The organism is Undibacterium sp. TJN25 (genome assembly GCF_049339885.1).
Lineage (GTDB): Bacteria > Pseudomonadota > Gammaproteobacteria > Burkholderiales > Burkholderiaceae_D > Undibacterium.
Genome location: NZ_JBMPPM010000001.1, coordinates 629486 through 649851, shown reverse-complemented (window position 1 = coordinate 649851; position 20366 = coordinate 629486). Strand labels below are relative to the sequence as shown.

The 20366-nt window shown below is 56.9% G+C and carries 16 protein-coding genes; 8 read left to right on the top strand and 8 right to left on the bottom strand.

Annotation, left to right across the window (positions count from 1 at the left end):
* Nucleotides 1-288: 288 nt before the first annotated feature.
* The 4 genes from ACO0LO_RS02900 to ACO0LO_RS02885 all read right to left on the bottom strand — a co-directional run bounded on the left by ACO0LO_RS02900 (nt 289) and on the right by ACO0LO_RS02885 (nt 6715).
* Nucleotides 289-1656, bottom strand: coding sequence for an HlyD family type I secretion periplasmic adaptor subunit (locus tag ACO0LO_RS02900; RefSeq protein WP_422962675.1), 1368 nt, complete (start codon nt 1654-1656; stop codon nt 289-291).
* Nucleotides 1629-3767: a peptidase domain-containing ABC transporter gene (locus ACO0LO_RS02895; protein WP_422962674.1), complete on the bottom strand. Its 2139-nt coding sequence runs from the start codon at nt 3765-3767 to the stop codon at nt 1629-1631. Before ACO0LO_RS02895 ends, ACO0LO_RS02900 begins: the two co-directional genes overlap by 28 nt.
* 450 nt (nt 3768-4217) lie before the next feature.
* Nucleotides 4218-5867: a GGDEF domain-containing protein gene (locus tag ACO0LO_RS02890; RefSeq protein WP_422962673.1), complete on the bottom strand. Its 1650-nt coding sequence runs from the start codon at nt 5865-5867 to the stop codon at nt 4218-4220.
* A 200-nt stretch (nt 5868-6067) separates the two neighbouring features.
* Nucleotides 6068-6715 (bottom strand): response regulator, encoded by a 648-nt coding sequence (locus ACO0LO_RS02885; protein WP_422962672.1) that lies wholly within the window; start codon nt 6713-6715, stop codon nt 6068-6070.
* 264 nt (nt 6716-6979) lie between these two features.
* Here ACO0LO_RS02885 and greB point away from each other — a divergent pair, with 264 nt between their 5' ends.
* On the top strand, nt 6980-7531 hold the full coding sequence (greB, locus tag ACO0LO_RS02880) for a transcription elongation factor GreB (RefSeq protein ID WP_422962671.1): 552 nt from the start codon (nt 6980-6982) through the stop codon (nt 7529-7531).
* 69 nt (nt 7532-7600) lie between these two features.
* Here greB and ACO0LO_RS02875 read toward each other — a convergent pair whose 3' ends face one another.
* The 4 genes from ACO0LO_RS02875 to ACO0LO_RS02860 all read right to left on the bottom strand — a co-directional run bounded on the left by ACO0LO_RS02875 (nt 7601) and on the right by ACO0LO_RS02860 (nt 11947).
* On the bottom strand, nt 7601-9904 hold the full coding sequence (locus ACO0LO_RS02875; protein WP_422962670.1) for a RelA/SpoT family protein: 2304 nt from the start codon (nt 9902-9904) through the stop codon (nt 7601-7603).
* Nucleotides 9905-9949: 45 nt separating this feature from the next.
* Nucleotides 9950-10153, bottom strand: coding sequence for a DNA-directed RNA polymerase subunit omega (gene rpoZ / locus ACO0LO_RS02870; protein WP_188569304.1), 204 nt, complete (start codon nt 10151-10153; stop codon nt 9950-9952).
* A 101-nt stretch (nt 10154-10254) separates the two neighbouring features.
* The gene (gene gmk, locus ACO0LO_RS02865) at nt 10255-10899 is read right to left on the bottom strand and encodes a guanylate kinase (RefSeq protein ID WP_422962669.1); all 645 of its coding nucleotides are present in this window, start codon (nt 10897-10899) and stop codon (nt 10255-10257) included.
* A gap of 142 nt (nt 10900-11041) precedes the next feature.
* A complete protein-coding gene (locus ACO0LO_RS02860) occupies nt 11042-11947 on the bottom strand; it encodes a YicC/YloC family endoribonuclease (protein ID WP_422962822.1) in 906 nt (301 codons plus the stop codon).
* 212 nt (nt 11948-12159) lie between these two features.
* Between ACO0LO_RS02860 and ACO0LO_RS02855 the strand changes: the two genes are divergently transcribed.
* From ACO0LO_RS02855 to ACO0LO_RS02825, 7 genes are all read left to right on the top strand, one after another.
* Complete coding sequence (locus ACO0LO_RS02855) at nt 12160-13167, top strand: serine/threonine protein kinase (RefSeq protein WP_422962668.1); 1008 nt, start codon at nt 12160-12162, stop codon at nt 13165-13167.
* Nucleotides 13168-13206: 39 nt separating this feature from the next.
* Nucleotides 13207-14154, top strand: coding sequence for a PP2C family protein-serine/threonine phosphatase (locus ACO0LO_RS02850; protein ID WP_394778822.1), 948 nt, complete (start codon nt 13207-13209; stop codon nt 14152-14154).
* 8 nt (nt 14155-14162) lie between these two features.
* Nucleotides 14163-14894, top strand: a complete 732-nt coding sequence (rph, locus tag ACO0LO_RS02845) for a ribonuclease PH (RefSeq protein WP_422962667.1) — start codon at nt 14163-14165, stop codon at nt 14892-14894.
* 161 nt (nt 14895-15055) lie between these two features.
* Nucleotides 15056-15640, top strand: a complete 585-nt coding sequence (rdgB, locus tag ACO0LO_RS02840) for an RdgB/HAM1 family non-canonical purine NTP pyrophosphatase (RefSeq protein WP_422962666.1) — start codon at nt 15056-15058, stop codon at nt 15638-15640.
* The gene (gene hemW, locus ACO0LO_RS02835; RefSeq protein ID WP_422962665.1) at nt 15637-16887 is read left to right on the top strand and encodes a radical SAM family heme chaperone HemW; all 1251 of its coding nucleotides are present in this window, start codon (nt 15637-15639) and stop codon (nt 16885-16887) included. The genes rdgB and hemW overlap by 4 nt, the downstream gene beginning before the upstream one ends.
* Before the next feature lie 163 nt (nt 16888-17050).
* Nucleotides 17051-18262: an EAL and HDOD domain-containing protein gene (locus tag ACO0LO_RS02830; protein WP_422962664.1), complete on the top strand. Its 1212-nt coding sequence runs from the start codon at nt 17051-17053 to the stop codon at nt 18260-18262.
* A gap of 1 nt (nt 18263) precedes the next feature.
* Nucleotides 18264-20291 (top strand): putative bifunctional diguanylate cyclase/phosphodiesterase, encoded by a 2028-nt coding sequence (locus ACO0LO_RS02825; protein WP_422962663.1) that lies wholly within the window; start codon nt 18264-18266, stop codon nt 20289-20291.
* The last annotated feature ends 75 nt before the right edge of the window (nt 20292-20366 follow it).

Below are 20366 nucleotides of genomic sequence, written 5' to 3'. Positions count from 1 at the left end.
TTTCCAGACCAAACCGGCATCAGTACATCGATGTCGGATTAATACGGAATTTGAATTTATTTGCGACAGTAAAATAAGGCGACCGAAAATCTTTTTTTCTTAAATGAAATTACAGTAGTTTTTTTCTGAGATTTTCATCAAGAAAGCCGTCAAAATTTGTACTTTGATCGGCCTCTGGACATTTAACGGCAGGAAATTTTAAATGTTTAGGGCAATTGTAAAAAAAATTTCCGTATGGAATTATTAATTTACGCAGCAATTGCCCTGTTTTGATGCGGGGGAGGGGATTTAAGGCTCGCGCAGGCCTTCATCGAGGGCCTTGGTGAGGGGCCATAGCAGATAAGACAAGACTGAACGCTTGCCCACGACAATTTCTGCCGACAAGGTCATGCCGGGAAGCAGCCTCGCTTTTTCGGACATTTTTTTCAGACCCGTTTTTTCTATGCCGAGGCGACTTAAGTAATAAGCATCAAGGCCTTGCGCTTGCGTGCCCTCGCGCTTGAAGGCGTCCTGACTGATCGTGCGAACCTGCGCCGCCAGCGTGCCATGCTGCTGGAAAGGGAAGGCATCCAGCTTCAGATGTACCTGATCACTCAGTTTGACGTAGCCCACGTCGACCGAATCTATCTGGATTTCCGCTTCCAGCTCCGTGCCCAGGGGCACCAGCGTAAACAGCGGCTCTGCTTCCCTGATGACGGAACCTAAAGACAATTTGCCAATATCGAGTACGACGGCATCGGAAGGCGCAAGCAGTGTGATCAACTTGTTACGCCGGTCCGCTTTATTGAGCTGCTCGGTAACGGAACTGCGATCTCGGGTCGTGGTCAGCAGGTCTTCCATGGCTTTTTGCCGCCAGCTTTTTTCAAATGCAGCTTTTTCGGCGGTAGCGCCCGCCAGTTCGCTCTTGATTTCATTTTCGCGATTCTTGGTGTTGAGCATATCCCGCTCCACTTCCAGGCGCTTGTCCTGCGCCGCGAGGTAGTTGGCCCTTGCGCCATATTGTTGTTCAACCAGTTTTTGCTGCATGGCTTCCATCTCGCGCAGATATTGCACGCGGGATTCCAGTAGTTGCTGGTCTTTACGGTTGGTTTCCAGCGATGCGCGCAGGCGGGCGATGGTTTCTTCCTGCCTTGTCAGTTGCGCCTGGTAATTTGCCTGACGCTCTACCAGTAGACGTCCTTGCAGCTGGGTATCCGCATTTGCTCCATCCTTGTTTATATTCTTGGCGCCGCCGAGTTCCGCTTCCAAATTCCTGGACTGGGTATCCAGGCTGCTCAGGCGGTTGCGCAGTTCCGCCTGGTCGGCCCCGGAGAATGTGGAGTCCAGCACGGCCAGCACTTGGCCTTTCTTTACCACTTGTCCCACCTGTACATTGATGCTCTGGATGGTCGATGTTTCCAGCGGCTGCACGATGATATTGGAAGAGGGCGTGGTCAGGCGACCGCGCGCAACGATGACTTTCTCCACCTTGGCAAATGTCGCAAACAGCAGAAAGCTGATCAGTGCCGTTACCAGCACCAGCAGGGTCGAGCGCGCAAAGCGCGGCAAAGGGCGCCGTTCTATTTCATCGGCGTCAGGCAGAAATTCGACAATGGTGGGGTCGGCAGCCTTTTTGCCGGACGGCCCGGCTACAGGTGGCTTGTTTGTTGGTTCCATAGATGTGCGTAAGTAGAGCTACTGAGCAGCAATTCCGAGTGGCGGCCGCTGTCGACCAGTTTGCCTTGCTGCATGACCAGGATGGCATCGGCGTTGACCAGTGTGGACAGGCGGTGCGAAATCATGATGACGGTCCTGCCCACGGCAATGCGGGACAGGTTGTTGATAAAGATCGCTTCGCTTTCAGGATCCAGCGCGCTAGCTGCCTCATCCAGGATCAGCACCGGCGGGTTGGACAGCAGCGAGCGGGCAATGGACAGCCTTTGCTTCTGGCCGCCGCTCAGGTTGGCCGCGTTTTCTTCCAGCGGCGTATCGTAACCCTGCGGCATCCTTTCGATGAACTCGTCTGCGCCCGCGGCCTGCGCCACGGCGACGATTTCTTCAAATGTGGCGTCCGGCTTGGTGGCCGAAATGTTATCGCGGATTGTTCCTCGGAACAGGAAGTTTTCCTGTAATACCACGCCTACCTGCTTGCGCAGATGCGAGAGATCGATTTCACGGGAGTCGATACCGTCAAAGCGGATGATGCCTTCCTGTACAGGATACAAACCCTGGATCATCTTGGTCAGCGTGGTCTTGCCTGAGCCGCTGCGCCCCACGATACCGATCACCGTGCCGGCCTTGATGGTGAACCGGGTCCTGTCCAGTGCCGTATTGGTGGCGCCGGGATAGCGGAAGGTGACGTCGTCGAAGCTGATTTCCCCTTTGAATTGCGGCCGCAGGCCGCCGGCGCCGGCGCGTCCTTCCGGCGCGCGGTTCATCACCTCGCCCAGCATGCGTACCGACAGTGCAGTTTCCTGATATTCATTGACCACGCTGACAATCTGCACCAGCGGCGACACTACGCGGCCGGAGATCATCTGGAACGCGATCAGCGCGCCCACCGTCATCGTGCCGTCAAAGACCGCCTGCGCGCCGAGGATAATAATCAGTACCGGCAGCAGCTTGCCCAGGAAATCCGTAATGGCATTGGCGCTGATGGAAATCTGCCCTACCTTGAAGTGGCTGCTGATCGCATCCGCTGAACGCTGGTCCCAGTTACGCCTCTGGATAGGCTCGATGGCCAGCGATTTCACTGTGCGCATGCCGTGGATGGTTTCCACCAGCATGCCCTGGCGCCGGCCCTCCGCTGTATACATCTTGTTCAGGCGGCGCTGGTAGGTCGGCACCAGGATCGCCACCACGCCGCCTATCATGACGGTAAAAGCCAGCGTGATGCCGGCCAGCGGCACTGAATAGGTAAACAACAAGGGCAGGAACAGGAATAGCGCGGTTGCATCCAGCGCGATGAAGAACAGGCGACCGGTCAGGAACTGGCGGATACGCTCAAGTTGCTGCATGTGCCGGGTCACCACGCCTGCCGTGGTGGTTTCGAAATAATCAATGGGCAAGGAGAGCAGGTGGCCGAATACGCGCCGCGTCAGGTGCATATCTATCTTGTTGGTAGCGGCCAGGCTCAGATACTGCCGCAGGAAGCCGAAGGTGGCATCAAATACAAGCGCAATGATGATGCCCACGCCCAGTACCCACAGGGTGGAGTTGCTTTGGTGGACCAGCACCTTGTCCAGCACCAGCTGGAAGAAGATAGGGGAGGCCAGCGCCAGCACGTGCATGCACAGCGCGGCTATGATGATGTCCCTGAAGGCCGCTTTCTGCTTCAGGATTTCAGGAATGAACCAGCGCAGGCCGAACGGCTGCGTCGGATCCGTCAATGAATGTTGCCGCTTCATCAGCACTACTTCGCCGTTCCAGCGGCTACAGAACTGGGCTTTGTCGATCAGGATGACGGTCGCGCGGTCGGATTTGGGGTCGAGCAGAGCAACTTTACCGTCGTCTTCCTTGCGCACACCGACGATGATGACGCCTTCTCCGTTGGCCAGGCGGGCCAGAATGGGGAACACGCCCGTCTGGCCAATCAGGGTTTGCCAGCTGAATTGTTCCGTCCTGGCTTTCAGGCCGATGTCACTCGCAATGCGTTCCAGCATTGCCGCGGGCGGGTCCTCGGCCAGTGCGTAATCGTCTATTAGCCGCTCAGGGTTGATCTGCAAACCGTGATGCTGCGCAATCGCGGTCAGGCATTGGATTACCGTGTGAGGGAATTTTTCTTGCATCGATAGTGATAAAAATGGTGTAAGTAGAGATGCAGGCCCAAATGTCCGTGTTATCTATTTTGTCTATCTGGTCCGTTATGGTCGGCATTCAGGCAAATCAAGTCGAATAGTACAGCTTACGGCGCGCAATGTTATCGAAGAAAGCATGCAATATCAGGCTCTATTCGTTTTTCTCTGCGGTATCGGCAGGATTTGTTGTATTGCGTCGGGCGGGACTGTCGATTCTTATTCAAGCCTGATCATGGTTTTAGCTGGTGCAAGCATCTGCCGCTGTACGGTAGCCGCATCATAATGGCAAGTTTATTGGTATAGTTTCCTTGCGGTAATAAATTTTACCATGAGCAGTGCGTGTAACGCCACTGTGGAAGTCCAGCACATGATAACGGCATGATTCCGTGCAGCATTAATTGTTGGCGCATACGGTTGTTGCAGATGAGTCCCGGTCGTCCGCTATTCCGCCTTGACGACGCGGTTCTTGCCGGAGTTTTTGGCTTCGTACATTGCCTTGTCCGCGCGTTTGACGACAGATTCCTGGGTTTCCGATGGTTCCCGCAAGGCGACGCCTGCGCTGAAGGTAATCAGCAAGCGTTCATGGTTGACCATGAAAAAGTGCTTGGTCAGTTCGCGCTGCACCCTGGTCATGGCCTGTGCGGCCTCTTCCAGGTCGGTTTCCGGCATCACGATCAGGAACTCTTCGCCGCCGTAGCGGGCGATGACGTCGATGGAGCGCAAGGTCTGCTTGACGATGCGCACCAGATGCACAAGCGCCTCGTCCCCGGCGGTGTGGCCGTGGGTATCGTTGAGTTTCTTGAAGTTGTCCAGGTCCAGCATCGCGGCGCACAGCGGCGTGCCGCGACGGTCTGCGCGGTCGGCTTCGCGGTCGAAGACGTCATCCAGCCCACGCCGGTTCAGGCTGCCGGTCAGCTCGTCCTCGCGCACCAGCTCGCTCATGTGCGCCAGCTTGTCTTCCAGTTCCTTGATCCGGTCCTCGGCCTCTTTCACTTCTTTTTGCGCCGACAGCATCATGTCGCGCGAGCGTATTGCTTCCGACTGCACCAGCTTGGTCTCGTCCAGTATCGCTCCGACAAGCTTGCCGACTTCCGCGCCATCCCTGGCCTGGCTGATTTTTTGCGAAAGGCCATCCATCCTCGTGTGGTAATTGCCGGCGCTGTTGGCAATCACTTCCAGTCTGTCGATGAAAGTTGCCATCATGTTCTTGACGGAAGATTGTGACTCCGCAATGCTGTTTTTCAGCACACCCTGCTTGTAGATCACGTCTTTCAGGCTACGAGTGGCATCCTGCAGCGCGCGGTGGTCAATGGGGCCGGAAATCAGATTTTGCACGACCTCGATCTGTCCGCGCAGCCAGTTGTCGCGGTCCAGCAGTTCGTGCACATTGGACAGCAGCAGGCTGAACAGGCGCAGCAGCAATTCCTGCTGCTCGGCACTGTCGCCGCTTTTCAGTTCGATCTGGAAGCACAGCTGTTTCAGCCGCGATGCGACCTGGCTCATGCTGTTTTCGTTGGTCGCTTCCCTGACAGCGGTGCCCAGCGCTTCTGCATCTGCCGCCAGCTTCGGTGAACTTTGCAACAGCGACACCACTGCCAGCGATAGTGTGCGGTACAGCGAATCCTTCAGGATACGTACCAGCGGATCATCCTCGCCGAAACTGTCCACCAGCGAAATGCCGGAGCTCTGTGAAGGGGGGGGGGCCAGCGGCTCTATGTCGTCTACCAGGCTGCCTATCCTGGATACCGGTTTTGCGGAAAGTTTTTCCACCAGCTGGTTCAGCGCCTTACCATAATCTTCCCATTCCCGGGACTTGACGGCGCGGTTCAGGCGCTGGCTGAACATGGAAATTTCAGGCGGCGACTTTTGCAGGCTGGAGGCGAAGGCGCTCAGCATGGCTTCGGCTTCGGAAATCTGCAGTGCAGCGATCTGCGCTTTTTTTGCTTCTTCATCCGGTTCGCCGGAAATCTCCAGATAGAGCTTGCGGTAGGAGTCCGGCGTCGGCGCGATCCGATCAAGCGCCAGGCGACGGAAGGTTTCCCTTGCGATATCGGTAGGGCTTTTGAACTGCGGATTTGAATTATTTGACATGGTGCAGAAGGCTGATGTTAGGAGGCAGGAACTGGGGTTTGCCCATTTCATACAGGGAAGCATCCTTCCCGGCTGCGATCAGCGTGCACCCGGCGTGCCGGCACAGGATGAGGCTTGAAATCCCTGTGCCGTAACACGCCCTTACGCGCATCACGAATCAATTTTCGATTCTAGATGCTTTTCGTGGGGCAAGACAAACATTATTCGACCAATTGATTCTTTATTGCATAGTGTGTCAATTCCGCGTTGTGCCGTAGCTTCATCTTGAGCAGGACCCTAGCGCGGTACTCACTGACAGTTTTAACAGAAAGTGACAATTCCTTGGCAATATCGCTGACGGTTTTGCCGGACGCAATCATGGTCATCGTCTGAAATTCCCGGTCCGACAGGCTCTTGTGCAGCGCGCCTTCGTGGGGCTGGTTCAGGTTGTTGGCCAGTTCCTGCGCCAGCTGGGTGCTGACGTATTTGAGGCCGGCCGCCACCTGGCGTATTGCTTCCAGGATTTCCCCGGCGCTTGCCTGCTTGTTCAGATAGCCGGACGCGCCGGCCTTGTGAGAGCGTATTGCATACTGTTCTTCACTGTGGATGGAAAACATCAATACCGCGATGGCGGGGGCTTCCTTCTTGATCTGTTTCAGCACTTCAATGCCGTTGCGGTCGGGCAACGAGATGTCCAGCAATATCACGTCGCAATCGAGATGCCGTACGGCCTTGATTGCTTCCAGTCCGGTTTCCGCTTCGCCTGCCAGGATAACGTCCGTCGTGCTGCCAATGATTTGTTTGAGTCCTTCCCTCACTACCGCGTGATCGTCAACGATCAGCAGCTTGATTGCAGCGCTGTCAGTCATGCATATACCTTGAAAATAATGGGCGTTGTTGGTTGAATAGTATTTTGCCCTTGAGCCCCATATTCTATAAGGCTTTAGCACAGGAGCGGCGGGCAAAGTTGTTATTAACTGTTTAAGATGTTGCAAAACCCTACAGCGTAGCGCCGGCGGAGTATATTCCCCGCTCCAAGCATGTTTGCGACCAACAGCAACAGTTATTAAATCGCCACCCTCGTTGCAAAATATAGCCCGGCCTTAAAGTGCCGGCTCCGCTACAATACCGTGATGAATAAAGCATTTGTCAAGGAAACCGAGCAGGATGACGACGACCAGGATGCCGCCCTTCCTGAGATACCCGCCGGTGTTAAAAATTACATGACCCCCGAGGGTTACGACAGGATGAAGACCGAGCTGCTTCAACTGATCGACACCGACCGCCCTGAGGTCGTCAAGATCGTATCGTGGGCAGCCTCCAATGGCGACCGCTCCGAAAATGGCGACTATATCTACGGCAAGCGCCGCCTGCGCGAGATAGACCGGCGCATCCGCTTCCTCACCAAACGGCTGGACCTGGCTGAAGTGGTGGACCCGCGCGTACACCACGGCTCTGACCAGATTTTTTTTGGCGCCACCGTGCGCTATGAGAACCAGCAGGGTGAGGAAATGACGATCACGATTACCGGCGTGGACGAGTTCGATCCCCTCAAAGGCAAGATCAGCTGGATCTCGCCGGTGGCGCGTGCATTGACCAAGGCCAGAACGGGCGATACGGTGGTGTTGCAGACGCCTGCGGGTGAGGATGAGCTTTATATTCTTGACGTGACTTATCCGGAATAGGGCAGGCTTGACAGGCTTAAGCCGGCTTGCGTACCCAGCTTCAGGCTACAGGCAGTAGACGCTACAGGTTCAACTAAGCCGCACGCCGTGGTCGCGCACGATCTTGGATACGCCGGCCAGATGCTTGATGTTGCGCATCAACCGGGCCAGGTGCAGGCGGTCGTCTACCTGTATCGTGAAGTGGATATTGGTCATGTCGTTGGCGTCGCCGTCTTCCATGTTGACATGGCTGATATTGACATCCGATTCGCCGATCTCGGCGGCGATGCGCGCCAGCGCGCCGCGCTCATTGTTGACGGTGACGGTGATGCGGGTGTCGAAGCGGCGGTTCAGGTCCTCGCCCCAGCTGACATCGATCCAGCGGTCAGGCTCTTTGACTTGCAGGCGTTTTGCGTTTTCGCAGGTATCCACATGTACTACCAGGCCCTGGTCACGCTTCAGTTGGCCGATGATGCCGTCGCCGGGGATCGGCATGCAGCATGGCGCCAGCTGTACGGACACGCCTTCGCTGCCGTAGATAATGACCGGATCACGTTTTGCATATGCCTTGCTGTCGCCGCCGGTATGCTGGAAAGGGATGGATGGAGAATCGTCTTCCACCAGGTCCAGGATGTGGCGCGCCACCAGTGCCGCCATGCGCTTGCCTATGCCAATGTCGGTATGGATTTCCTCCAGCGATTTGGCGCTGGATTCATTGAGCAGCTTGTCCACCAGCGCTTCCGGCAATTCCGGATTCAGGTTCACGGCCACCAGCGCCTGTGCCAGCAGATGCTTGCCCAGTTCGGTGGACTCATTCAGGTTGATGGTGCGCAGGTAATGCCGTATCGCCGAGCGCGCCTTGCCGGTGCGTACATAGGTCAGCCAGTTCGGGGTAGGGCGCGAACTGGGCGACGTAATAATCTCGATGATGTCGCCGTTTTTCAACTCGGAGCGTAGCGGTACCGGCTCGTTGTTGATGCGTGTTGCAATGGCCTGGTCGCCGATATCGGTATGGATGGTATAGGCGAAATCAAGCGCCGTGGCGCCGCGCGGCAATGCAATGATTTTTGACTTGGGCGTGAACACATAGACCGAGTCCGGGAACAGGTCCACCTTCACGTGCTCCAGGAACTCAGCTGAATCGCCGGTCTGCTTTTGTATGTCCAGCAGCGATTGCAGCCATGCGTGCGTGCGCTGCTGCAGGTCGGTCAGGCTGCCTTCTTCGTTCTTGTAAAGCCAGTGCGCGGCAACGCCGGATTCGGCCACATGGTGCATGTCCTGTGTGCGGATCTGGAATTCCACCGGCGTGCCGTAAGGGCCGATCAGCGTCGTATGCAGCGACTGGTAGCCGTTGGTTTTCGGGATCGCGATATAGTCCTTGAACTTGCCCGGCATGGGCTTGTACAGCGCATGCAGCGTACCCAGCGCGTAATAGCTGTTCTGGAAGTTGTCGACCACGATACGGAAGCCGTACACGTCCAGCACCTGGGAAAAGCTCAGCTTCTTGTCGTGCATCTTGCGGTAGATGCCGTACAGCGTTTTTTCGCGGCCATAGACCTGTGCGCTCAGTCCGGCGCCTTCCAGCGCAGTCTTGACGGCATCCATGATCTTGTTGACTACTTCGCGCCGGTTGCCGCGCGCCGCTTTTACCGCCTTGGCAAGCGTACGGTAGCGCAGGGGATAGATATGCGAGAACGCCAGGTCCTGCAGTTCCCGGTAAATATTGTTCAGGCCCAGCCGGTGCGCAATGGGGACATACACTTCCATCGTTTCGCGCGAAATGCGGCGCTGCTTGTCTGGCGCCATTGCGCCCAGCGTGCGCATATTGTGCAGGCGGTCTGCCAGCTTGACGAGGATCACGCGCACGTCGCGCGCCATGGCCAGCAGCATCTTGCGGAAATTTTCCGCCTGCGCTTCGATCTGGCTCTGGAATTCGATTTTTTCCAGTTTGGAGAGGCCATCCACCAGCGTGGCGACAGGGGCGCCGAAACGCTCTATCAGCTCCTCTTTCTTCACATCCTGGTCTTCCATCACGTCATGCAGCAGCGCTGCCATGATGGCCTGGACATCCAGCTTCCATTCCGCGCAGATTTCAGCAACGGCGATTGGATGCGAGATATAGGGCTCGCCGGATTTGCGGACCTGCCCCAGATGCATTTCATCTGAGAAGCGATAGGCTTCCTTGACTAGTTTCAGGTCACCGGGGGAGAGGTACTCGGAAAGGCGGTTGGTCAGGTCAGTAATCGACGCGACGCAGGAATTGATCACGCGCGCATTGCCTGCTTCAGGGGCGGGCGGTGCTGCAGGAGGAAGTTTTTTTTTGCTTGCAGTAGGGCGCGAGGCTTGAGGCTCAGGAGCGGCTGTGAGAGAAGAATTGGTGTCTGTCATATTCATTCTGTCTGTTTCCCAGCCGCTTCACGGTAGTAAAGATACTCAGAATTAAACAGGAACTTTTTTCAGCATCTCAATACCGATTTTGCCTTCGGCGATCTCGCGCAGGGCTACTACAGTTGGTTTGTCTTTGGAATCAACCTTAGGAGTATGGCCTTGCAGCAGTTGCCGGGCGCGGTAAGTGGCGCACAAAGTGAGCTGGAAACGATTAGGGATTTGCTTCAAAGAATCTTCAATTGTAATGCGGGCCATGTGTTTTCCTTAGTACGATGCAGCGTTGCGGCTATAAAAATGCTTCAAAATGTTTGCGATGCAGTTTCCGTTCCAGCGCTGTTTCAGCGCGCTGTCGCGGCTTACTGGGGGTTGGCGTGGATGCCCAGTTGGGCAAACAGCTCGGCATTGCGGGTGGCTTGTTGCGTAAAACGGCAGCGAGTCGCCTTGACAACTGCATTCAATTCTGACAATGCAGTCGCAAACTCTTGATTAATAATAACATATTCGAACTCCGGCGCGTGCGCCATTTCACCGCCGGCCGCCAGAATGCGCCGGGTGATGACGTGCGGCTCATCCTGTCCGCGCTTTTTCAGCCTGTCTTCCAGTGCCGGGATAGACGGCGGTAAAATAAAAATGCCTACCGCGTTCGGGAACTGTTTCTTCACCTGCTGCGCGCCTTGCCAGTCTATCTCCAGCAGTATATCGGTACCGGCCTTCATCTGCTGCTCAATGATGATGCGCGAGGTGCCATAGTAGTTGCCGTGCACTTCGGCGGATTCCAGGAACTCGCCCTGCGTCTTGCGCGCCAAAAAATCGTCGACAGTCGTGAAATGGTACTCACGGCCGTTTTCCTCGCCCGGCCTTGGCGGACGGGTGGTGTAGGAAATGGACAGGCGTATCGCCGGTTCCTGCGCCAGCAGCGCGTTGACCAATGTCGATTTACCCGCACCGGATGGCGCAGCAACCATAAACAGGCTGCCGGCGGTAGGAGATGAAATCAGCATATATCCTCTAGGGTAGGGGTTGGTCGTATGTTGCGCTTGGCGCGGAGGAGATATTCTCCGCTGTCGCCGGACCTACCCTTATCGGGTATTTGTATCCGGCGATATAAAATGCAAGGGCGCGAGTATAAGGAAATGCGCGGTTTTATTCAAGATTTTGTACTTGCTCGCGCATCTGCTCTATCAGCAGCTTCAGTTCCATCGATGCGTCCGCCAGGTCTTTGGCGGCAGCCTTGGAGCCCAGCGTATTGGCCTCGCGGTTCAGTTCCTGCATCATGAAGTCCAGGCGTTTGCCTACCATGCCGCCTTTTTTCAGGATGTGGCGGGTCTCGGTCAGGTGGGCGGACAGGCGGGCCAGTTCTTCGGCCACGTCAATGCGGATGCCGTACATCGTCACTTCCTGGCGGATGCGGTCCAGCGCTTCTTCGCGCGTGATGGTCTGCGCTGCATTGCTGTTGGCGCCATTTTGCAGCGCCAGGCCCAGTGCTTCTTCCAGGCGGGAAGTGGCTTTTTGCTGAAACTGCTGTACCACCTGCGGCACCAGCGGCGTAATGCGCTGCACAATCGCTTCCATAGCGACGATGCGGCTGATCAGTGTCTGTTCCAGCGCGGCGCCTTCACGCTCGCGGCTGACGACAAAGGCATCCAGCGTGCTATTAATTGTCGAAGTGATGCTTGATTGCAACATTTCTTCATTTATTTCGGCTTCCTCGACGACACCGGGCCAGCGCAGCAGCTCATTGACCGATAATGGCGTTGCAGTCAGGAATTGCTTGGTCACATGGGCTTGCAGGTCAGCGATCTGCGCCAGCACCTCTGCATTGAGCGATTTCATGGCACCGCTATTATTTTTTTTGCCAAAACTGAAGCGGCATTCCACCTTGCCTCGGGTCAGCTTGCGTGAAATGGCCTCGCGAAACAGCGGCTCTATCGACCTGAAATCGTCATTGATGCGAAATTGCAGGTCCAGGAAGCGGGAATTGACGCTCTTGATCTCGATGGTGATCGTGCCTGCATCGGTTTCCTGGGTCGTGGCGGCATAGCCGGTCATGCTGTTAATGGTCAATTGAATTCCTTGTTGGGTCTATGTGCAAAGTGATAACCCCGAGGGTACGATAAGCTTTAAATCCGGCGCAAGTAGTTTCCGCAATTCCGGCGAATGTCGTAGGATCGCTCATCAGGGTGCGATGGGGTGGAAGAGATATCCTTTACAAACGCATCAATAATCAACACAATCCACTGTAAACGTGGATATAGGACGATATGGCTGCACAAAATAACGCTCCCTTGCCGGATGGCCTGGAAATCGCTGGATACCGCATTGTAAAGAAAATTGCATCCGGCGGGTTCAGTATTGTCTATCTTGCTTCGGATGAAGACGGCAATGCCGTCGCCATCAAGGAATATCTTCCCAGCTCCCTGGCCTTGCGCCAGCAGGGCGAGCTGGTGCCGGCAATTTCTCCCGAGAACCTGCCGGTATACCGCATCGGCCTGAAATGTTTTTTTGAAGAAGGCAGGGCGCTGGCCAGGATTTCGCATCCCAACGTCGTCAGCGTTATCAACTTCTTCCGCGCCAATGAAACGGTGTATATGGTCATGGCCTATGAATCCGGCCGTTCGCTGCAGGAGCATATCCTGCGCCGCCGCGATAAGGGCGAGAAGCCGCTGGTGTCGGAGCGCTTCATCCGCCGCATGTTTAACCAGGTGATGAACGGCCTGCGCGAAGTGCATACGAATAAACTGCTGCACCTGGACCTGAAGCCGGCCAATATCTACCTGCGCCTGGACGGCACGCCCATCCTGCTGGATTTCGGCGCGGCGCGGCAGACGTTGAAGACCGACCTGCCCAAGCTGTACCCCATGTATACCCCCGGTTTTGCCGCGCCGGAGCTATATGTGAAGAACGGCAACCTGGGCCCATGGACCGACATCTACAGCATAGGCGCCTCCATCTTTGCCTGCATGGTCGGCGCACCGCCGCAGCCTTCCGACCAGCGCAAGAATGGCGACAAGATGGACGTGCACTATCGCAAGCTGGAAGGCCTGTATTCTGAAGAGCTGATCGAAGTTGTGCGCTGGTGCCTGAAAATCGATCCGCTGGAACGCCCGCAAAGCGTATTCGCGCTGCAAAAGGCGCTGGTCACCGCGCAGCCGCAGCCGAAGAAGGAGCTGAGCCTGGTGGAAAAAGCGACACAAAAGATCAGTGCGCTGTTTGCCCGCAAGAAGGATCTCAAGGACAGCACGACCATACAAGAACATACGCTCAACTAGGCCGCTGCCTGCTGGGTTTTTCCGGAACTACTATTTTCAATGCGTTTCTCTGTCTATCAAGAAAGCCACATCGGCGGCCGCAAGGTCAACCAGGACCGCATGGGCTACAGCTTCACCCGTGACGCCATCCTGCTGTTGCTGGCCGACGGCATGGGCGGGCATATCATGGGTGAAATGGCTGCTGCGATTGCGATGCAGACCATAGGCAGCCTGTTCCAGCAGCAGGCGCAGCCGATGATAGGCCGCCCGGAACGCTTCATGGAAGACAGTTTCCTGTCCGCCCACCAGGAAATCCACCGTTACCGGCAGATGAACGGCTTGCCGGAAACGCCGCGCACCACCATCGTTGCCTGCCTGATCCAGAACGGCCATGCCTACTGGGCGCATTGCGGCGATTCGCGGCTGTATTGGATACGCAACGGCCAGATCCTGCTGCGCACCAAGGACCACTCGCGCATAGAAACCCTGATTGCGCAGGGCAAGGTGGACGCTTCCGAGCGCCATACCCATCCGGACCGCAACAAGCTGTTCAACTGCCTGGGCGCGCCGAATGCGCCTATCGTGGAGCTGTCGCGCCGCGCGACCTTGCAGCCGGGCGATGTCATCATGCTGTGTTCAGACGGACTGTGGGCCGTACTGCCCGACCACATGCTGGCACAGCGCCTGCACGACCACACAATAGTGCGCGCCGTGCCCGAACTGATACGCTCGGCGGCAGACATTGCCGGCAAGCAGAGCGACAACGTCACCGCGCTGGCGCTGATGTGGGAAGGCGATGACAATATCGACGATTCGTCGGTCATCTCCACGAACACACTGCCGATAGGCTCGGTCACCACCACCATACAGGCGCCGATGGCAGAGGGCGAAACAGCGGCCGCCGCTGCCGAAGCCGATATCTTCGACGACGCCGAAATAGAAAAAGCCATTGCGGAAATCCGCAGTGCAATCCATAAGTCATCCCGTATTACCACCACCAAGAGTTAGGCCCCATCATGTCTCACACCAACCGCCCCAGCGGGCGCGCCGCGGATGCGCTGCGCCCGGTCGTCATCAGCCGTCACTTCACCAAACACGCGGAAGGCTCGGTGCTGATAGAATTCGGCGACACGCAGGTGATCTGCACCGCCAGCATAGAAGAGAAAGTGCCCGGCTTCCTGAAGGGCAAGGGGCAGGGCTGGATGACGGCGGAATACGGCATGCTGCCGCGCTCCACGCATACCCGCATGGACAGGGAGGCGGCCAAGGGCAAGCAGTCCGGCCGCACACAGGAAATCCAGCGCCTGATAGGCCGCTCGCTGCGCGCTGCGTTTGACCTGGAAGCTTTCGGCGAACGCACGCTGCATATCGATTGCGACGTGATCCAGGCAGACGGCGGCACCCGTACGGCGTCCATTTCCGGTGCGATGGTCGCAGCCTATGACGCGTTTGCCCAGCTGGTGGCGCGCGGCGTGATCCCCGCTGTGCCGGTGCGCCATTTCGTGGCGGCGATTTCGGTCGGGGTGTATCAGGGCGAGCCTGTGCTGGATCTGGATTACCCGGAAGATTCCGCCTGCGATACCGACATGAACGTCGTGATGACCGAAGACGGCCATTTTGTCGAAGTGCAGGGCACCGCCGAAGGCGTCGCCTTCGACCGCGCGACGATGAACCGCCTGTTGGATCTGGCGCAGGAAGGCATTGCCGATATCATCGCCCTGCAGAAACAGGTGCTGGGCCTGTCGTAAGAAAAAAAGAGGAAAGTAGCCTGGATGGAGCGCAGCGCAATCCGGGATGTGTACCAATCACCCGATTGCCGCTGCAAAAACCGCAGCAGCTTCCCGGATTGCGCTGCGCTCCATCCAGGCTACGGAAACAGTAGCAGCAGTAATAACAGCCGTAAAACATCATGACCCAAAAAATAGTCCTCGCCTCCGGCAACCAGGGCAAGCTGAAAGAGTTTTTCCAGATATTGGCCCCGCTTGGTCTGGAAGTGCATTCGCAGGCCGAGTTCAATGTGCCTGAATGCCCGGAACCCCACATCACCTTTATTGAAAACGCGTTGGAAAAGGCGCGCCATGCGTCGCGGCTGACCGGCCTGCCGGCGCTCGCCGATGATTCCGGCGTCTGCGTCAATGCCTTGCAGGGCGCCCCCGGCGTATTTTCCGCGCGCTTTGCCGGCGAACCGAAGTCCGACGCCCGCAATAATGCACACATGATTGCCAGCCTGGCGACGCATAGCGACCGTTCGGCGTATTATTACTGCGTGCTGGTGTATGTGCGTTCCGCCAGCGACCCGCAGCCGGTCATCGCCGACGGCGTGTGGCGCGGTGAAATGATCGATACGCCGCGCGGTGCGGGCGGCTTCGGCTATGATCCGTATTTTTTGATACCGTCGCTGGGCAAGACCGCGGCGGAACTGACGCCGGAACAGAAGAACCAGATGTCGCACCGTGGCCAGGCGCTGCGCGCCTTAGTAGAAAAATTGAAATGATACCCATCAAACCGGTCGCCGATTTTGCGGCCAGCAGCAAATCCATCGACAGTATTGCGCAAGACGTCACCGCCAATTACCTGGGGCCGGGCAGCCTGAACCTGACGGCGCTGCCGCCGCTGTCGCTGTATATCCATTTTCCGTGGTGCGTTAAAAAATGCCCATATTGCGATTTCAATTCGCACGAAGTCAAAAGCAGTTTCGATGAAGATGCCTACTTGGCTGCCGTGCGCGCCGACCTGGAGCATGCCTTGCCGCTGGTATGGGGGCGCAAGATCTACACCATCTTTATCGGCGGCGGCACCCCCAGCCTGATGTCTGCCGCTGGCCTGGACCGGCTGCTGTCGGATGTGCGCACCTTGCTGCCCATCGATCTGGATGCAGAGATCACGATGGAAGCCAATCCCGGCACCTTCGAGACCGACAAGTTCCGCTCCTACCGCGATAGCGGCATCAACCGGCTGTCCATCGGCATACAAAGCTTCAACTCGACGCACCTGAGCGCGCTGGGCCGCATCCATAATGGCGACGAGGCGCTGAAGGCGATAGACATCGCCAAAAAATACTTTGACAACTTCAACCTGGACCTGATGTTTGCCTTGCCCGGCCAGACGCTGGAACAGGCGCAGCAGGACGTGGAGACGGCCATCTCGCTGCTGCCGCCGCACCTGTCGCTATACCACCTGACGCTGGAGCCGAATACCTACTTCGCCAAATACCCGCCGGTGATTCCCGATGACGACCTCAGCGCGGAAATGCAAGACCTGATCCAGAGCAAAATGTCCGCCGCCGGCTACGTCAACTATGAAGTGTCGGCCTACGCCAAGCCGGGCCGCGAATCGCGGCATAACCTCAATTACTGGAACTTCGGCGACTACCTCGGCATCGGCGCGGGCGCGCATTCCAAGCTGTCGTTCCCGCACCGTGTCATCCGCCAGGCGCGCTATAAACAGCCCAAGGCCTTTATCGATGCGGCAATGCTCGGCAATCCGGTGCAGGAATCGGTAGAGATCAGCCGCAGCGAAATGGGCTTTGAGTTCATGCTCAACGCGCTGCGCCTGAACGGCGGTTTCGCCGCCAACCTGTTCCATGAGCGCACCGGCCTGCTGCTTAATAATATCGAAAAAGAGCTGACGCTGGCCGAGCAGAAGGGCTTGCTCTACAGGGACTATCAGCGCATCCAGCCGACTGAACTGGGCCGCCGCTTTCTTAATGATTTACAGCAACTTTTCTTAAAAGCTGACTAGTTGGCATTAAGTGTCGCTATTTTCCCTCACAGTAAAAATTTGTTGAGTAATTCATGCAGGATTCGTTAATATAGTTCAAGTATTTCCTGAATTCATGTTGCAATTGAATAATTTTCAACATAACATCCTTGGGCGAAATCCAACTTACGCATCATATTAAAAAATGGATATCCTAGAATTGAGTAGTACAACGGTGCCGGTTGCTGCGTTATTGCCCGTAGTTAATATCAAGCAGCAGCTGGTCGCCTTATGTCCCAATCTGAACGTCAGCTCCACGGAAGAGATGCTGCAACTGCTGCAGCAATTTAAAGAGGTCGATTTTTTCGACAAGCTGTCCGACGTTTCCCTTTTGCTGTCCATCGCCGACCCGATGATTCTGCCGCCCGATCTGGACGGCCGCGTCTCCGCGTCGCGCCTGATGTTTTGCATTTCCGAACAAAGCTGCGCCAATCCCGAAGTGCAGGCCAAGCTCAAGTATTTGCTGAGCCTGGGTTACCGCATCCTGGTGGGCGACCTGGCTTCCAAGACCGAGCTGAGCTGGAACGGTTCCAAAACCGTTGCCGTCGATTGCAGCACCGGCGTGCCTTTTTACGTAAAGCCGCTGCTAAGTGGCCTCAACGGCGGCTTGCACTGGGCCAAACAGATTGCCAGCCCCGCGCAGTTGCAGGATGCGATCGGGGCAGGCTTCAAGATATTTTCCGGCGACTATGCATTTGCGCCGCCGCCCAAAGCCGCCAGCACGGATGCCGGCGCCCGCGCCAGGCTGCTGAAGCTGCTGGGCCTGGTGTCGCGCGATGCCGAGTCGCGCGAATTGGAAGAACTTTTCAAGCAGGATGCCAAACTGTCCTTCAGCCTGTTCAAGCTGGTCAGCTCCGCTGCATTTGCGCAGACCGTTAAGGTTTCCAGCTTCGGGCAGGCCATTAACCTGCTGGGCCGCCGCCAGTTGCAGCGCTGGCTGCAGCTGCTGCTGTATGCGCGCCAGAACGAGCAGGGGGTGGGGCTTAATCCGCTGATGCCGCGTGCGGCGTTTCGCGCCAGCCTGATGGAATCCATTTGCCAGAAAAATGGTTGCAGCAAAGATGAGCAGGACGCCGCCTTCATGGTCGGCATGTTCTCGCTCCTGCATGTATTGTTCGGCCTGCCTTTGCAGGAAGTGCTGCAGCCGCTGAACCTGATGGATGATGTGCTGAGTGCCTTGCTGGAACGAAGAGGCCAGCTGGGCGCCATCCTCAGCCTGGTGGAAGCTTCCGACACCGCCACGCCCAACGGCAGCATGCAGGAACGCCTGCACGATACCGGGCTGGATATTGAAGACTATTATCGCTGCGTGACCTCGGCCTACGAGTGGGTCAACCAGGTCTGCCAGGATATGTAACATGACATACCGTTCAGGAGTGTACGACCTTAGTCTGGGTGCAGAGCTTGGCGAGGCAATATTATGCCTGCAGGGCGATGCGCTGGATGCCGCCTTGAGCAGCATCGCCAGGAATGCGCTGAAAAGCCCGGAGGGCGGCTATTTCCGCCATTCCGATGAGGCACCGGGGCGGGGCGACGATAGCCAGCTGATCCGTTCAGTGCTGCCCAATACCTGCTTTGTGCTGTCCGGCAAAAAGGGCGGCTATACCGAGCAGGATCGCGCCAGGCTGGCAGTGCTGGCCGATCTTACGGTAAGATTGTTCGCCACCAAGGCAGAGCTGGGCAAGCGCCTGAACGAATCGGCGCAAACGCAACTGCAACAGCAGTCGCAGATACTGGAACAGATGCAGGATTCCGTCATCACCATGGACCTGGCTGGCTTCATCGTCAGCTGGAATCGCGGCGCCGAAAAGCTGTTTGGCTATTCGGCCGGCGAAGCCATTGGCAAGAACATTCTGTTCCTGTATGAAGACGAAGAGTTGGATGGCCTGAAGCTGTTCGACATGTTCCTGGAGCAGGGCGGGCGCGAGATGGAAGTGCGCCGCCGCAAAAAATCCGGCCAGATATTCTGGGCCAGCCTGACGTTGTCGCCGCTGTGCGATGCGCAGAAAGAACCGATAGGCATTATCGGCTATCTGCGCGACATCACCGAGCGCAAACAGGCAGAAGAACGCATCAACCACCTGGCCTACTACGACCTGCTGACTGGCCTGCCTAATCGAACGCTGTTCAAGAAGCTGGTGGACAAGGCCCTGGTGCAGTTTCAGCGCAACTCTTCGCTGGGCTCGCTGCTGTTCATCGACCTGAACCGCTTCAAGCCCATCAACGATACGCTGGGCCACCACATAGGCGACATGCTGCTCAAGCAGGTGGCAGAACGCCTGCGCAGCACGCTGCGCGAGAATGACGTGGTCGCCCGCCTGGGCAGCGACGAGTTCGCCATCGCGCTGCTGGACATTAACCAGCATTACCATGCAGGCCTGGTTGCACAGAAGCTGCTGTCCGCGCTGGATGAAGAATTCATTATCGAAGGCCACGAGCTGCGGATAGGCGCCAGCATAGGCATCAGCGTCTATCCGCAAGATGGCCAGGATGCAGACAATTTGATCCGCCGCGCCGATATCGCCATGTTCAAGGCCAAGCGCAGCGGCGAGGGCATAGGCGGCGGTTACGTTTTCTATAACCAGGAAATGAACCACACTATTGCCGGCCGCCTGCATACGGAATCTGCGCTGCGCCGCGCACTGGAACGCAAAGAATTTTCACTGGTGTACCAGCCCAAGATCGATATTGCCAGCGGCAGGATTATCGGCGCCGAAGCGCTGCTGCGCTGGCTGCATCCGGAGAAGGGCATGATTTCGCCGGCGGACTTCATCCCCATCGCCGAAGAAACCGGCCTCATCCTGCAAATAGACGCCTGGGTGCTGGAAACAGCCTGTGCGCAGGCGCGCAAGTGGCGCGATCTGGGCCAGGATGCTTTCCGCGTTGCCGTCAATGTCTCCGCCAAGGAATTCACCGCATCGCTGCCGGAGAGGGTAGGCGAGGTGCTGAGCCGCCATAACATCGGGCCGCAATGGCTGGAGCTGGAAATTACCGAAAGCATGCTGATGAACAGCGCACAGGGCGTGCTCGGCATCATGGATGAAATCACCAGCCTGGGCGTGACCCTGTCGCTGGACGACTTCGGCACCGGCTATTCCAGCCTGTCCTACCTGAAGCGCTTCCCGATAGATACGCTGAAGATAGACCGCTCTTTCATCCAGGGCATTCCCGAAGATGTCAATGATTGCGCCATCGCCAGTGCCATCATCAGCATGGCCAAGCAACTGAAACACAAGGTCATCGCCGAAGGCGTGGAAAACCCGGAACAGTTGACGTTCCTGAAAAACGCCGGCTGCGACGAAGTGCAGGGCTTCATGTTCTCGCACCCCGTCAGCGCCGCCAAGTTTGAGGAAATGCTGGTAAAAGACTACCGCTTTGCCTTGTAGGCCGTAGAGCCCAGGTAGCTATTCCCGTCGTCGTGGAATTTGCTGCGCGGAATGGATAGCAGCAAATTCCAGCCG

Excerpts from the sequence above, each read along its gene's own strand:
- ACO0LO_RS02900 (WP_422962675.1), bottom strand. The coding sequence starts at position 1,656 with ATGGAACCAACAAACAAGCCACCTGTAGCCGGGCCGTCCGGCAAAAAG.
- ACO0LO_RS02895 (WP_422962674.1), bottom strand. The coding sequence starts at position 3,767 with ATGCAAGAAAAATTCCCTCACACGGTAATCCAATGCCTGACCGCGATT.
- ACO0LO_RS02890 (WP_422962673.1), bottom strand. The coding sequence starts at position 5,867 with ATGTCAAATAATTCAAATCCGCAGTTCAAAAGCCCTACCGATATCGCA.
- ACO0LO_RS02885 (WP_422962672.1), bottom strand. The coding sequence starts at position 6,715 with ATGACTGACAGCGCTGCAATCAAGCTGCTGATCGTTGACGATCACGCG.
- greB (WP_422962671.1), top strand. The coding sequence starts at position 6,980 with ATGAATAAAGCATTTGTCAAGGAAACCGAGCAGGATGACGACGACCAG.
- ACO0LO_RS02875 (WP_422962670.1), bottom strand. The coding sequence starts at position 9,904 with ATGAATATGACAGACACCAATTCTTCTCTCACAGCCGCTCCTGAGCCT.
- rpoZ (WP_188569304.1), bottom strand. The coding sequence starts at position 10,153 with ATGGCCCGCATTACAATTGAAGATTCTTTGAAGCAAATCCCTAATCGT.
- gmk (WP_422962669.1), bottom strand. The coding sequence starts at position 10,899 with ATGCTGATTTCATCTCCTACCGCCGGCAGCCTGTTTATGGTTGCTGCG.
- ACO0LO_RS02860 (WP_422962822.1), bottom strand. The coding sequence starts at position 11,947 with ATGACCGGCTATGCCGCCACGACCCAGGAAACCGATGCAGGCACGATC.
- ACO0LO_RS02855 (WP_422962668.1), top strand. The coding sequence starts at position 12,160 with ATGGCTGCACAAAATAACGCTCCCTTGCCGGATGGCCTGGAAATCGCT.
- ACO0LO_RS02850 (WP_394778822.1), top strand. The coding sequence starts at position 13,207 with ATGCGTTTCTCTGTCTATCAAGAAAGCCACATCGGCGGCCGCAAGGTC.
- rph (WP_422962667.1), top strand. The coding sequence starts at position 14,163 with ATGTCTCACACCAACCGCCCCAGCGGGCGCGCCGCGGATGCGCTGCGC.
- rdgB (WP_422962666.1), top strand. The coding sequence starts at position 15,056 with ATGACCCAAAAAATAGTCCTCGCCTCCGGCAACCAGGGCAAGCTGAAA.
- hemW (WP_422962665.1), top strand. The coding sequence starts at position 15,637 with ATGATACCCATCAAACCGGTCGCCGATTTTGCGGCCAGCAGCAAATCC.
- ACO0LO_RS02830 (WP_422962664.1), top strand. The coding sequence starts at position 17,051 with ATGGATATCCTAGAATTGAGTAGTACAACGGTGCCGGTTGCTGCGTTA.
- ACO0LO_RS02825 (WP_422962663.1), top strand. The coding sequence starts at position 18,264 with ATGACATACCGTTCAGGAGTGTACGACCTTAGTCTGGGTGCAGAGCTT.